Source organism: Bacillus sp. AK128 (assembly GCF_053903075.1).
On the sequence record NZ_CP096379.1, the window covers coordinates 1,515,825 to 1,529,367 of the forward strand.

At 37.8% G+C, this 13,543-nt stretch carries 13 protein-coding genes; 12 read left to right on the forward strand and 1 reads right to left on the reverse strand.

The window, feature by feature from the left end; genetic code table 11:
- Positions 1–76 precede the first annotated feature (76 nt).
- The 3 genes from M1D60_RS07370 to M1D60_RS07380 all read left to right on the forward strand — a co-directional run bounded on the left by M1D60_RS07370 (position 77) and on the right by M1D60_RS07380 (position 3,272).
- Positions 77–667: a genetic competence negative regulator gene (locus M1D60_RS07370; RefSeq protein WP_456278514.1), complete on the forward strand. Its 591-nt coding sequence runs from the start codon at positions 77–79 to the stop codon at positions 665–667.
- A 243-nt stretch (positions 668–910) separates the two neighbouring features.
- Positions 911–2,191, forward strand: coding sequence for a Glu/Leu/Phe/Val family dehydrogenase (locus tag M1D60_RS07375; protein ID WP_456278515.1), 1,281 nt, complete (start codon positions 911–913; stop codon positions 2,189–2,191).
- A 106-nt stretch (positions 2,192–2,297) separates the two neighbouring features.
- Entirely contained in the window at positions 2,298–3,272 is a 975-nt protein-coding gene (locus M1D60_RS07380; RefSeq protein WP_456278516.1) for a YpdA family putative bacillithiol disulfide reductase, read from the forward strand.
- A gap of 340 nt (positions 3,273–3,612) precedes the next feature.
- Here the strand turns inward: M1D60_RS07380 and M1D60_RS07385 are convergent, their stop codons facing one another.
- Positions 3,613–4,584 (reverse strand): asparaginase, encoded by a 972-nt coding sequence (locus M1D60_RS07385; RefSeq protein WP_456278517.1) that lies wholly within the window; start codon positions 4,582–4,584, stop codon positions 3,613–3,615.
- A gap of 146 nt (positions 4,585–4,730) precedes the next feature.
- Between M1D60_RS07385 and prsW the strand changes: the two genes are divergently transcribed.
- The 9 genes from prsW to fni all read left to right on the forward strand — a co-directional run bounded on the left by prsW (position 4,731) and on the right by fni (position 13,534).
- On the forward strand, positions 4,731–5,402 hold the full coding sequence (prsW, locus tag M1D60_RS07390) for a glutamic-type intramembrane protease PrsW (RefSeq protein ID WP_456278518.1): 672 nt from the start codon (positions 4,731–4,733) through the stop codon (positions 5,400–5,402).
- Positions 5,403–5,983: 581 nt separating this feature from the next.
- Positions 5,984–7,261, forward strand: coding sequence for a cell wall hydrolase (locus tag M1D60_RS07395; RefSeq protein WP_456278519.1), 1,278 nt, complete (start codon positions 5,984–5,986; stop codon positions 7,259–7,261).
- Positions 7,262–7,273: 12 nt separating this feature from the next.
- Positions 7,274–8,620, forward strand: coding sequence for a germination protein YpeB (gene ypeB / locus M1D60_RS07400; protein ID WP_456278520.1), 1,347 nt, complete (start codon positions 7,274–7,276; stop codon positions 8,618–8,620).
- Positions 8,621–8,716: 96 nt separating this feature from the next.
- Positions 8,717–9,379 (forward strand): flagellar brake protein, encoded by a 663-nt coding sequence (locus M1D60_RS07405; protein ID WP_456278521.1) that lies wholly within the window; start codon positions 8,717–8,719, stop codon positions 9,377–9,379.
- 49 nt (positions 9,380–9,428) lie between these two features.
- The gene (locus M1D60_RS07410) at positions 9,429–9,605 is read left to right on the forward strand and encodes a YpfB family protein (RefSeq protein WP_456278522.1); all 177 of its coding nucleotides are present in this window, start codon (positions 9,429–9,431) and stop codon (positions 9,603–9,605) included.
- Positions 9,606–9,932: 327 nt separating this feature from the next.
- A complete protein-coding gene (gene cmk, locus M1D60_RS07415) occupies positions 9,933–10,622 on the forward strand; it encodes a (d)CMP kinase (protein ID WP_456278523.1) in 690 nt (229 codons plus the stop codon).
- The gene (locus M1D60_RS07420; RefSeq protein WP_456278524.1) at positions 10,609–11,190 is read left to right on the forward strand and encodes a lysophospholipid acyltransferase family protein; all 582 of its coding nucleotides are present in this window, start codon (positions 10,609–10,611) and stop codon (positions 11,188–11,190) included. Before cmk ends, M1D60_RS07420 begins: the two co-directional genes overlap by 14 nt.
- A 146-nt stretch (positions 11,191–11,336) precedes the next feature.
- Positions 11,337–12,476: a 30S ribosomal protein S1 gene (gene rpsA, locus M1D60_RS07425; RefSeq protein WP_456278525.1), complete on the forward strand. Its 1,140-nt coding sequence runs from the start codon at positions 11,337–11,339 to the stop codon at positions 12,474–12,476.
- Between the two features lie 11 nt (positions 12,477–12,487).
- Positions 12,488–13,534 carry a type 2 isopentenyl-diphosphate Delta-isomerase gene (gene fni, locus M1D60_RS07430; RefSeq protein WP_456278526.1) on the forward strand — a complete coding sequence of 349 codons (1,047 nt, stop codon included), beginning with the start codon at positions 12,488–12,490 and terminating at the stop codon, positions 13,532–13,534.
- Positions 13,535–13,543 lie beyond the last annotated feature (9 nt).

A 13,543-nucleotide genomic window follows, 5' to 3' on the forward strand; every position in this document is an offset into this window, starting at 1 on the left:
GTGATGAACCATCTTACGATCCAATCATATAGTAGTAGTAAGGATGTGGGAGTTGATGGTAAGGAGGTTACCATAAATGCGCTTAGAACGTTTAACCTATAATAAGATTAAGGTATTTCTCACATTTGATGACCTCCTTGAGCGCGGTCTAACAAAGGAAGACTTATGGCATGATGCTCCTAAAGTTCAGGAATTATTCCGAGACATGATGGATGAGGCTAGTATGGAGCTTGGTTTTGAAGCTGACGGACCTATTGCCGTGGAAGTGTTTTCCTTACAAGCACAAGGAATGGTGGTCATTGTGACAAAAGAAGCTGCAACTGATTATGACGATTCAGATGAATTCTTAGATGAGTATATTGAGATGCAGGTTACACTTGATGAAAGTTACGATATATTTTATGAGTTTCATTCATTTGAAGATGTAATTTCTTTAGCAAAAAGAATGTATAGCCTAGGAATCACAGGTGGCTCACTTTCTTCCTATGAAAAAAAGTATTACTTACTATTTGAAGATACTGATTTTGGAGAAAAGAATGTGGATAATATGATTGCTTTGCTAGCAGAATTCGGTAATCCAGCGACTCTTACGACTTACCGAGTTGCCGAATACGGAAAACAGCTAATGAAGGACCAAGCATTGACACAATTAAATCATTACTTTTAAGATAATGGCCAGTATAGGAGTTTTCCTATACCGGCTATCATTTTTTAAACGGTTGATTTCGATTCAATTTTCGAAAAATTCAAGTTATAAATCGTTGATTTATGAAGGATGTAATCGTTTTCAAAAAAATCTTATCTAAAACAATAAAATGTTATTTTTCTTATTTGCATAAGCTAACTGAAGGTGTATACTAAGTACCGAATGGGGACAATACATAAGGTAAAATTTTTGGGAGGTTTATAGATGGTAGCGGAAAAGAACACAGAACGTACTCTTGAAGGTGAAGATAAATTAGATGTCTTAAAATCCACACAGACAGTTATACATAATGCTTTAGACAAACTCGGCTATCCTGAGGAAGTTTACGAGCTACTAAAGGAACCAATTAGATTAATGACGGTAAAAATTCCAGTCCGTATGGATGATGGCTCTGTAAAGATATTTACCGGGTACCGTGCTCAACATAATGATGCTGTAGGACCAACAAAGGGTGGCATTCGCTTCCATCCAAACGTTACCGAAAAAGAGGTTAAGGCCCTATCCATTTGGATGAGCTTGAAATGTGGAATTGTTGATCTACCATATGGTGGTGGTAAAGGTGGAATTGTTTGTGATCCCCGTGAAATGTCATTTAGAGAGCTAGAACGTTTAAGTCGTGGCTATGTTCGTGCAATTAGTCAAATTGTTGGACCAACAAAGGATATCCCAGCACCAGATGTATTTACGAATTCTCAGATCATGGCATGGATGATGGATGAATATAGTCGAATTGACGAATTTAACTCACCAGGCTTTATTACCGGTAAACCATTAGTATTAGGTGGTTCACATGGTCGTGAATCAGCAACAGCAAAGGGTGTTACGATTTGTATCCGAGAAGCAGCTAAAAAACGTGGCATTAATATCGAGGGTGCTCGTGTTGTTGTTCAAGGGTTTGGAAATGCAGGAAGTTTCTTAGCGAAATTTATGCATGATGCTGGAGCTAAGGTTATTGGAATTTCTGACGCGTATGGTGGACTGCATGATCCAAATGGTTTAGATATTGATTACTTATTGGATCGTCGAGATAGCTTTGGAACAGTAACAAAGCTATTTAATAATACAATTTCGAATAAAGAGTTACTTGAGTTAGATTGTGATATTCTGGTGCCAGCAGCTATTGAAAACCAAATCACAGGAGATAATGCTCATAATATTCGTGCAAGTATTGTGGTTGAAGCAGCTAATGGACCAACAACCTTAGAAGGTACGAAAATTTTAAGTGACAGAGACATTCTTCTTGTTCCAGATGTTTTAGCAAGTGCTGGGGGAGTAACAGTTTCTTACTTTGAATGGGTACAGAATAATCAAGGTTATTATTGGACTGAAGAGGAAGTTGAAGAAAAGCTTGAAAAAGTAATGGTACGCTCATTTAACAATATTTATGATACCGCCCAATCACGCCGTGTGGATATGCGACTAGCTGCCTATATGGTAGGTGTTCGTAAAATGGCAGAAGCATCAAGATTTAGAGGCTGGATCTAATTAATTGCATATACGTAATAAATCCCCTATCATTCTGTATGATATGGGGATTTTTATATGAACCTAAAGACAGTGGTATTGCCACCTTTCAAAAAGGGGGATTTACATGAAAAAGGAAGAAATCATAATTGTTGGCGGTGGCCCATGTGGGTTAGCAGCTGCAATAGCTTTGAAAGAAAAAGGGCTTAATCCATTAATTATTGAAAAAGGGAATATTGTAAATGCGATTTACCATTATCCAACGCACCAAACCTTTTTTAGCACAAGCGAGAAGCTTGAAATAGGGAATGTTCCTTTTATAACTGAAAATCGAAAGCCGGTAAGAAGCCAAGCTCTAGCCTATTATAGACGAGTTGTTTCAAAAAAAGAGCTACGAATTCATGCGTTTGAACAAGTAATGAGTGTGAATAAACAATCAGACAACTTATTTATGGTTCAGTCGATTACTCAATCAGGTGAAGAGAATTGGTATGAAGCAAAAAACATCGTGATTGCTACGGGGTATTATGATCATCCAAATTTATTAAACATTCCAGGAGAAGAGCTGGAAAAAGTATATCATTACTTTAAAGAAGCCCATCCATATTTTAATAAAGACGTAGTTGTCGTTGGAGGAAAAAATTCATCCGTTGATGCTGCCCTTGAGCTTGAAAAAGTAGGGGCCCGTGTAACAGTGTTATACCGTGGATCTCAGTATTCATCTAGTATAAAACCTTGGATACTACCTGAATTTGAATCCTTAGTTAAACATGGTCAAATCACCATGCACTTTAACGCACAGATTGAAAAGATTACAAATGATTCGGTTTTGTTTAATAAAGATGGCCAAACGCATGAAATTAATAACGATTTTGTCTTTGCCATGACAGGATATCACCCAGATCACGGCTTCCTTGAAAAAATGGGGATTCACATTGATTCTGGTTCAGGCAGGCCTTTTTTTGATCCAGAAACGATGGAAACGAATATAAAAGGAATTTATATTGCTGGTGTTATTGCGGCTGGCAATAATGCTAATGAAATTTTCATAGAAAACGGCCGATTTCATGGTGACTTAATTGCATCTTCTATTTCGAGATAGGATCTTTTCGTAAAAATTGTAGCTATATACACTTTGTTAAAAAGTAGAGTTGATTGGAGTGGAAGGCACTCGACTCCTGTAAGGAAAAAGGAAAGAGCTTTTTCTTCGGAGATAGAGGGAAGTGTGAGACCCCGCAGGCGTAACCGAGGAGGCTCACATCCCTCCCCACGGAAAGCGAGTGCCTGCAACGGAAATCAACGGACTAATTTTTAAAATTCTTTTTGTTAAAAAGGAACAAAGTTTAGTAAAACAGCCTGAAATAAAAACATGTACATTAAAAATGATGGGACTAATCGAAACTCAATTAGTCTCATCATTTCTCTGTGAAGAAAGAGCCAATTCATATTAGAAAGATCTCTTGTAATTCATTAAAGTCATGTGTGCGTTCTAAAGCTACCATTAACTTGATTCTTGCTTTTTGACCACTCAAGCCGTTTGAGAAAATAACTCCGAGTTCCTTGAGCTGTCGCCCTCCACCTTCGTAACTGTAAATATCCTGGACAATTCCATTAAAGCAACGGGAGACTAGAACAACTGGAATCTTCTTATGTAACAGTGCTTTTAAACCATCAATCATGGCTGGTGGTAAATTTCCTTGTCCAAGTGCTTCAATGATTATTCCGTCAATATCCATATCCCTGAGGGTGTTAAGTAAAGATGAATCCATGCCTGCATAAGCTTTTAAAAGAACAACCTTCTTGCTGATCTGATTAACGACAAAATTTTCACGATTGATTGGAACATGGTGAAACGAAACACCACGCTTTGTCACAATTCCTACTGGTCCATATTGTGGACTTTGGAACGTAGCAATATTACTCGTATGAGTTTTTGTCACGTTCTTAGCAGTATGAACCTCATCATTTAAAACGACAAGGACACCTTTCCCCACTGCTTCGTCACTAGACGCAACCTTCAATGCGGAAATCAAGTTATACAGACCATCTGCACCAACCTCGTTGCTAGAACGCATGGCACCGGTTAAAACGACTGGAATATCAGAGGTAACAGTTAAATCTAAAAAATAAGCTGTTTCCTCAAGTGTATCTGTTCCATGCGTGATGACTACCCCTTCAATTTTTTCATTCAAAGCTGCTTGTTCAATTCTATTTTTTAAAATAAGCATCTCTTTTGAGGTAATGTGGGGCGAGGGTAGATTAAAGGCATCCTCACTAATTATATGACCAAATTCACTTAATGAGCTAAGAGTCTCGTTTAGGGGATGGTTGCCAACTTGTCCAACTGACCCGTTTTGCTTATCTTCTTTCATGGCAATAGTGCCACCAGTATGCAGTAGTAAAATATTCTTCATAACTCCTCCATAAAACTTCAAAATGTTGATTCTCAATTATCTACTATCATGTTACGATAAGGAAGTGAAATTTACTAGTTACATGAAATCTTAATTAAACAAGAAAATAGACTTTTTTAGAGTCGAATAGAAATGAGGAACACAATATGCTGGGGATCATTACAGCTGGTATTGCGCCTGGTGTTGCCTTACTAAGTTATTTTTATTTGAAAGATCAATACGGTTCAGAGCCTGTTTCTATGGTGATTCGAACCTTCATATTTGGCGCTTTATTAGTTTTTCCGATCATGTTTATCCAATACGTACTTACCGAAGAGGGTATTATTCAGTCTGCCCTTTTAAAATCCTTTATGCTTTCTAGCTTGTTAGAGGAGTTTTTTAAATGGTTTATTTTGTTTTTTATTGCCTACAAGCATGTTGAATTTGATGAGATTTACGATGGGATTGTCTATGGTTCATCTGTCTCTTTGGGCTTTGCCAGCGCTGAAAATATTCTATATTTGTTTGCACACGGTGTTGATGTAGCAATGGGAAGAGCACTTCTTCCTGTTTCCAGTCACGCTCTATTCGGAGTGATTATGGGGTATTATCTAGGGAAGACCAAATTTACAATTGGAAATGTAAAACAAAGATTTCTCTGCTTTTCCTTAATGATTCCATTCTTATTACACGGACTTTATAATTATATTATTTACTCCATCGAGGAATGGGTCATCTATATTATTCCTTTCATGATCTTTTTATGGTGGCTTGGCCTAAGAAAAGCAAGATTAGCCAGAGTCATCCAAAATACATCAGCAAAACAACTGTCACAGTAGGCAGTAGCCTGTTGTTAGTATTCTAAATGTGTCTACGCGAAATAAGATACAATGCTTGAAAATCCCATTTTCACTAGGTGAAAATGGGATTTTTTTTATTAATGGAAATAGTAATGGTTTTTTTTGTTGGTAAAAAAAGGCATTTAGTTGATATATGGAGTTTTTCGTTGATAAGCGAGAGTTTATCGTTGATAAAAAGTAAGGAATGGTTGATAAACAAGGGTATTTCGTTGATAAAGTAGTAATTTTCGTTGATAAACGAAATTTGAGTAGTACTCGGATAGATGTATTCAAGTTCGAAAGGGACAAATTAGTCTTTTTATACCTGTATTAGCCAATATTCTTGCTACTTACCTACATAATCTTTCCACTTTGGGTGAGAATCTTGCAGAAGCCCCTAAGAAACTTGCCAGTACCAATGATTATCACTACTTTCCTGCAGTCTTTTTAAAAAATCCATCCATTCTTTGCATTGGGAATCTGTCTACTTTATTCTTTATCATCCAAGTTTTTGAATAAAATTGGCGACAATACAGAAAATACTTCTAGACACCTAAGAAATTGGTTAAGGAGGTAAAAAGATGAGGCAGCAATTAATCTGGAGAATTCCTCTTTGCATCATGATTTGTTTTAGTATTGTTGTTTCTATAATACCAGCTCAAACTAGCTATGCGTTTAGTGATCAAATCATTCAACGTGGAGCTACTGGGGACGATGTTATTGAACTACAAGCCCGTTTACAATATAACGGTTTCTATCATGGTCCAATTAATGGAGTATTTGGATGGTCCACCTATTGGTCAGTTAGAAATTTCCAAAAGGAATTTGGATTGGAAGAAGTAGACGGATTTGTTGGACAGAAAACAAAGGATATGCTTACTAGAGCTACCAAGTATTATAAGGATTTTGTTTATAAGCAAATTGAACAAGGGAATCGGTTTACACATTATGGTGGAATGCCATTGGCCAAGCAATCGGCACCAAGCCCACAAGTCATTGAACAGGCCAAAAAGGCAGCCGAGCAAAAACGTGCTACTCAGTTAAATGCTCACAAACAGGCGCAGCAAGGTCAACAACAAACCCAGCAGCCTGCAAAACAACAAGGAAACCAACAGGCAGAGCAAGGTCAACAACCAGCCGAACAGCCTGCGAAACAACAAGGAAACCAACAGGCAGAGCAAGGTCAACAACCAGCCGAACAGCCTGCGAAACAGCAAGGAAACCAACAGGCAGGGCAAGGTCAACAACCAGCCGAGCAGCCTGCAGAGAACCAAGGGAATCAACAGGCAGGGCAGGGGCAACAACCAGCCGGGCAGCCTGCAGAGAACCAAGGAAATCAACAAGCACAACCAGGAAATCAACAGGCCCAGCAACCTGCAGAACAGCAAGGTCAGGCAAACCAACAACCAGCCGAGCAACCAGCTGAACAACCACCTCAGGAGGAACAGGCAGAGGAACCAGCTCCTGGACCTCAGGAAACAGCTGTGAATATGCCAAATGGTTTTTCACAAAATGATATTCAGTTAATGGCGAATGCTGTTTATGGGGAGGCAAGGGGTGAACCTTATATCGGCCAGGTCGCAGTAGCGGCAGTTATATTGAACCGTGTAAATAGCCCTACATTTCCTAATACAGTTTCAGGTGTAATTTTTGAGCCACGCGCATTTACAGCAGTCGCTGATGGGCAAATTTGGTTAACTCCAAATGAACAAGCTAAGAAGGCTGTGTTAGATGCTATAAATGGGATGGATCCTTCAGAAAATGCAACATATTATTTCAATCCAGATACAGCGACAAGTGGCTGGATCTGGGGAAGACCACAAATTAAACGAATCGGAAAGCACATCTTCTGTAAGTAGAGGGGTGAAATTATGTTAAGAGGAATAATTATTGGAGTACTTGCAGTAGCGATAACTGGAACAGCCTACTGGGGGTATCAAGAACATATTGAGAAGAATGCAATTCTTATTCATGCCGAAAACAATTATCAGCGAGCCTTTCATGATTTAACGTATCAGATTGATTTATTGAATGATAAAATTGGATCAACCTTAGCGATGAACTCTAGGGATCAACTTTCACCATCATTAGCTGAGGTTTGGAGAATTACATCAGAGGCACATTCAGATGTGGGCCAATTGCCATTAACTTTGCTACCCTTTAACAAAACAGAGGAATTCTTAGCAAATATCGGCGATTTTAGTTACCGAGCAGCAGTTCGTGATTTAGGTAATGAACCACTTTCTGATGATGAATACAAAACTTTAGAATCTCTCTATGAAAAATCTGGGGAAATTCAACAAGAGCTTAGAAAGGTCCAGCATTTAGTACTTGAAAATAACTTGCGCTGGATGGATGTACAACTTGCATTAGCGACGGATAATCAACAAGATAATACCATCATTGATGGATTTAAAACAGTCGAAGAAAATGTGGATGCATACTCAGAAGCGGATTTTGGTCCAACCTTTACAAGTATGAATAGTGAGGACGATAGCTTTAAGTATCTAACTGGCGGAAACATTGACGAAGAAAAGGCCAAAGAGATTGCAAGGGATTTCTTAGGGCTAGAAGGTCAAGAAGAGATTCATGTCAGTGAAAATGGTGAAGGATCTAACTTCGGATTTTATAGCTTAGAGATTGACGATCCAAAGGCTGAAACCGAAATATATATGGATATTACTAAAAAAGGTGGTTACCCAATTTGGGTCCTGCGCAACCGAGAAGTTGAAAAAAGAGACATTAGTCTAAACAAAGCAATGGAGAATGCTAAAAGCTATTTAAGTGAGCATGGCTTCAAGGATTTAGAGATGTATGATAGTGCTCAGTATGACAACATCGGTGTGTTTACCTTTGTTTCGGTAAAGGATAAAGTTAGAATTCTTCCAGATTCAATTACCATAAAGGTAGCATTAGATGATGGTAATGTTGTCGGGTTTACAGCTCGAGCATATCTAATGGCACATCATGAACGTGAGCTGCCAGAAGCAACTCTAACTTTAGAAGATGCAAAAGGCAAACTTAATCCTAGTGTTGAAGTGATGGACAATCACCTAGCTGTCATTAAAAATGATTTAAATGAAGAAGTACTTTGCTATGAATTTTTAGGTACAATCAAAAATGATACCTACCGAGTTTTTATTAACGCTGAAACAGGTTATGAAGAAAAAGTTGAGAAATTAAATAATGCAGAGCAAAAATATCAAAGTGAAGTATAGAAATTTTATTATAGGAAGAGTCAATATGGCTTTTCCTTTTTTTTATTCCGTGAGATAATAGAAAGAGCATTTGGAAAATTAAGTGAGGGATTTTTCATGATTAACATCGGAGACACAATCATTTTAGAACCAAAGAATTCCATTGAAAATGAAAAATATAGATGCAAGCTTGTGGAGAAAAAAGGGGAGCTTTTATATATTGATTATCCCATCAGTATGGAGACAGGGAAAACCGTTTTCTTACTAGATGGGTCTCAATTAAAGGGATCTTTTGTAGGCAAAGACAATACCGTTTACTTGTTTGAAACAGAGGTTAAAGGTAGAACCAAGCAGAATATCCCCATGATTGTACTATCATATCTAGAGGAAGAACATTTAGTAAGAATTCAGCGCCGTCAATTTGTTAGAGTTGAGACATCAATAGATATCGCGTTACATCCCATCAAAGGGGAATTCACTCCTTTTGTTGCGATTACAGGTGATATAAGTGCAGGTGGGGTGGCTGTTATTCTACCACCAACTAAAATCAAGATTCCAGAGGGCACTATTTTTAATTTGTGGCTCGTTTTGCCTATGCAGTCAGGTGACTATCATTATATGATCCTTAAATCAAAAGCGATTCGGATTATACCAGGTAGAGATGGCGCACGAGATAAAATGCCGGTAGAATTTGTAAATATTAGTGAGAATGACCGACAACTATTAATTCGTTTCTCTTTTGAAAGACAAATAAATTTAAAGAGAAAAGGGATTAACTAGTATAAAAAATCCAATTCCCTCTCAAACTATTTATAAGGGAGGGAAAGTTATGAAGAATATAGAACGGGTTTTAGTAAAGCTAGTGGTTGTTCAAATTATTTGTCTAGTAATTGCCCAAGTAATCATGACAAATCATCAGCTTTCTCCTTACTTATCAAAAGTAGTAGAGTATGAAGGTGTAACAAAGGATTCCTATAGTAAAGTAGTAGAAACATTCGACCAGTAGTATAAGCTATGTTAAAATGTGAATAACTATCTGTATCAAATCCTTTATCATCAGCAGGTAGAACCTGCTTTTTCTTTTGGAATGAAAGTCTATAATTTTTAGGCTCTGTTAAAGTACAATGTTGCTTTTCTAGCAGAGTTGATTGTAGTGGAAGGATGCGAGACTCCTGCGGGAGAAGCGTGACAGGAGAGACCCCGCAGGCATAGCCGAGGAGGCTCTCCGCACGCCCCGCGGAAAGCGAGTGTCCTGTAGCGAAAATCAACACCAAGTTTTAACACAGCCAATTTTTAAAAAATTAACCATGAACGAGTGTTTTCAGGAGGACCAATGACTACTAAAATTTCTATAGCAATTGATGGACCAGCTGCAGCAGGTAAAAGTACAGTTGCAAAGCAAATCGCAGAACAACTAACATATATTTATATTGATACAGGTGCAATGTACCGTTCTCTTACATACAAGGCTTTAGAGCAAAATATTGATGTTCATCACGAAGATGATTTATCAAATGTACTAACAGATACATCGATTGAGCTAAAGCCATCAGCTGATGGACAACTCGTATACTTAGATGGGGTAAATGTGACAAATGAAATACGTTCTAATGCCGTGACGAATCTTGTTTCATATGTGGCATCACATCGCCTTGTTAGAGAAGAGATGGTTCAACGACAAAAGAACATGGCTCTTAATGGTGGAGTGGTGATGGATGGTAGAGATATCGGTACACAAGTACTTCCTCATGCAGAGGTGAAAATCTTTCTGTTAGCTTCCGTCGAAGAAAGAGCAAAAAGAAGATATGATGAAAATATCAAAAAAGGTATTGAGTCTAACTTAGAGCAACTTAAGGTTGAGATCGCCCAGAGAGACAAACTAGATTCAGAAAGAGAGGTTTCACCATTGATCAAAGCTCATGATGCAGTTGAAATTGATACAACCTCTTTATCAATCTCACAAGTAGTAGATAAAATCATGACAATTGTTCATGAAAGGATTGATGGAAATGAACCTTTATAATCTTGGTAAGCAATTATGTTCAATCATTTTAAAACCTTTATACAAAATCGAAGTAGTCGGGAAAGAAAATATTCCAACGAAAGGCGGAGTATTAATTTGTTCCAATCATATTGATAACTTAGATCCTCCTGTTGTAGGGGTTGCTTCACCCCGTCCGATACACTTTATGGCGAAAGAGGAACTTTTTAGATTACCTATTCTTAAAAGCTTATTACCCACGATTAATGCCTTTCCTGTCAGAAGAGGTATGAGTGATAAACAAGCACTTCGAACCGGTCTTCAATTACTAAAGGATGGAAAGGTACTTGGATTATTTCCTGAAGGGACAAGAAGTAAAACGGGCGAATTAGGTAAGGGCCTTGCAGGGGCAGGTTTTTTTGCGCTCCGTACGGAAGCATCTGTCGTCCCTTGTGCTATAATAGGACCATACAAACCTTTTAAATCTGTCAGGGTGGTATTTGGTAAACCTATAAATATGCAGGAGGTTAAGGACCGAAAAGCTTCTGCAGAAGAGGCAACCGATTTAATTATGGATACAATTGGTGAGATCTTGCAAAAATATAAATAGCCAATCATATCACTTGACAAATATTAGTATTTATTAGAAGTTAGAAAAAGGAGTTTCTTTTAATTTATTTATACATATTAAAATTTATATAGTTTGCAACTCAATAATTTATTAAAGGATTGGGTTGAATAAGGAGGCGCTTGGAAATGGAAGAAATGAATCAGGAAGTAGTAGAACAAACAAACCTAGAGGTAGGTGCAGTTGTAAAAGGGCAAGTGACAAAGGTTGAGGATAAGCAAGTACTAGTAGATATTGGCTATAAGTCTGAAGGGATTGTGCCAATCAGTGAACTATCGAGTTTACACGTGGAGCAGGCTAGTGAGGTTGTATCAGTTGGAGATACTTTAGAATTAAAAGTTACTAAATTAGAAGATGACGCTGTAATCCTTTCTAAGAGAGCAGTAGATGCTGATCAAGCTTGGGGTAACTTAGAAGCTAAATTCCAATCTGGAGAGGTTTTTACAGCTGAAGTCAAGGATGTAGTAAAAGGTGGTCTAGTTGTTGATTTAGGCGTAAGAGGATTTATCCCGGCTTCTTTAGTTGAATCTCACTTTGTGGAAGACTTTTCTGACTACAAAGGTAAAGAGCTTACTTTAAAAGTGGTGGAGCTTGACCAAGAAAAGAATAGAGTGATTCTATCTCACCGTGCAGTGGTAGAGGAAGAACAAAAGTCGAAAAAGAAAGATACAATCTCTGGATTAAAGGTTGGGCAGGTTTTAGATGGGACCGTTCAACGTTTAACTGATTTCGGTGCTTTTGTTGATATCGGAGGCATTGATGGATTAGTTCATATCTCTCAGTTATCACATGAACACGTAAGTAAGGCATCAGATGTAGTGGAAGAAGGGCAACAAGTTAAAGTAAAAGTATTAGCAGTTGATGTAGATAACGAAAGAATCTCCCTTTCAATCAAAGAAACACTTGCTGGACCTTGGGATGAGCTATCAGATAAGGTTCAAGTAGGAGCTGTTGTTGAGGGAACAGTAAGAAGACTTGTATCTTTCGGTGCATTTGTTGAATTATTCCCAGGTGTAGAAGGACTTGTTCATATCTCACAAATCTCTAACAAGCATATCGGTACACCAAGTGAGGCATTAGAAGTCGGTCAGCAGGTAAAAGTTAAGGTTCTTGATATTAATGCTGCAGACCAAAGAATTTCTTTAAGCATCCGTGAATTGTTAGAGGAAGACGATAAAGTTGACTTCCGTGAATATCAACAAAAAGAAGAATCTACAGGCTTTAGTCTTGGAGACATGATTGGAGATCAACTTAAAAAATTGAAATAATGGTGATAACTGTGAGTAGAGCACAACGAAAAATTGATCATATTAAGCATGCGGTCGAAGTAGGTCAAGTCCGTGCTCATGGATTTGAGGATATCCAGTTTGTCCACCAGAGCTTACCCAATTTGTCTCTTGAAGACATTAAATACGATAGTAAACTAGGCGAACTTTCCTTAAGTTCGCCTATTCTTATCAATGCGATGACTGGTGGCGGCGGACAGAAGACATATGAAATTAACCAAAAGCTCGCGATCGTAGCAAACGAGTGTAATCTAACTCTAGCGGTTGGTTCTCAAATGTCAGCTATCAAAAATAGAACAGAACGAGATACCTATGAAATTGTTAGGAAAGAAAATCCAAACGGGATCATATTTGCTAACTTAGGAAGTGAAGCAACTGTTGATCAAGCCCTCGAAGCAATTGATATGATTGAAGCTAATGCAATACAAATCCACTTAAACACTGTTCAAGAATTGGTTATGCCTGAAGGAGATCGAGACTTTACCGGGGCATTAAAACGAATTGAACAGATTGTTAACCATATATCTGTTCCAGTTATTGTGAAAGAAGTAGGATTTGGTATGAGTCATGAGACAGCCAAAACGTTACAAAGTATTGGTGTCAAAATGGTTGATGTTGGAGGTTTTGGTGGAACCAATTTCTCTCGAATTGAAAATATAAGAAGAGAGAGAACTATTGATTTTTTTAATGACTGGGGCATACCAACTGTTCCATCTTTAATTGAAGTCACCACAAATTCACCATTACTTTCTGTTATAGCTTCTGGTGGAATCATGTCAGCATTAGATATTGTAAAAGCCATCAGACTTGGAGCAGGCTGTGTAGGTATGGCAGGTTATCTATTGAAGGTACTGTTGGAACAAGGTGTTGAAGGAGTAATAAATGAAGTAAACATTCTTCATGAAGATATTAAATTAATCATGACTGCTCTTGGAAAAGAAGATTTTACTTCTTTAAAAACCTCACCTATAGTTATCAAAGGTCCTACTCATCACTGGTTAACAGAGAGAGGCATTGATACAACTATATATAGTAAATAAAAAAACAGC

Bases quoted from the DNA above. Each gene is read 5' to 3' on its own strand.
- M1D60_RS07410 (WP_456278522.1), top strand. From the start codon at position 9,429: ATGAAGAATATAGAACGGGTTTTAGTAAAGCTAGTGGTTGTTCAAATT.
- M1D60_RS07405 (WP_456278521.1), top strand. From the start codon at position 8,717: ATGATTAACATCGGAGACACAATCATTTTAGAACCAAAGAATTCCATT.
- ypeB (WP_456278520.1), top strand. From the start codon at position 7,274: ATGTTAAGAGGAATAATTATTGGAGTACTTGCAGTAGCGATAACTGGA.
- M1D60_RS07375 (WP_456278515.1), top strand. From the start codon at position 911: ATGGTAGCGGAAAAGAACACAGAACGTACTCTTGAAGGTGAAGATAAA.
- cmk (WP_456278523.1), top strand. From the start codon at position 9,933: ATGACTACTAAAATTTCTATAGCAATTGATGGACCAGCTGCAGCAGGT.
- rpsA (WP_456278525.1), top strand. From the start codon at position 11,337: ATGGAAGAAATGAATCAGGAAGTAGTAGAACAAACAAACCTAGAGGTA.
- M1D60_RS07370 (WP_456278514.1), top strand. From the start codon at position 77: ATGCGCTTAGAACGTTTAACCTATAATAAGATTAAGGTATTTCTCACA.
- M1D60_RS07380 (WP_456278516.1), top strand. From the start codon at position 2,298: ATGAAAAAGGAAGAAATCATAATTGTTGGCGGTGGCCCATGTGGGTTA.
- M1D60_RS07385 (WP_456278517.1), bottom strand. From the start codon at position 4,584: ATGAAGAATATTTTACTACTGCATACTGGTGGCACTATTGCCATGAAA.
- prsW (WP_456278518.1), top strand. From the start codon at position 4,731: ATGCTGGGGATCATTACAGCTGGTATTGCGCCTGGTGTTGCCTTACTA.
- M1D60_RS07420 (WP_456278524.1), top strand. From the start codon at position 10,609: ATGAACCTTTATAATCTTGGTAAGCAATTATGTTCAATCATTTTAAAA.
- M1D60_RS07395 (WP_456278519.1), top strand. From the start codon at position 5,984: ATGAGGCAGCAATTAATCTGGAGAATTCCTCTTTGCATCATGATTTGT.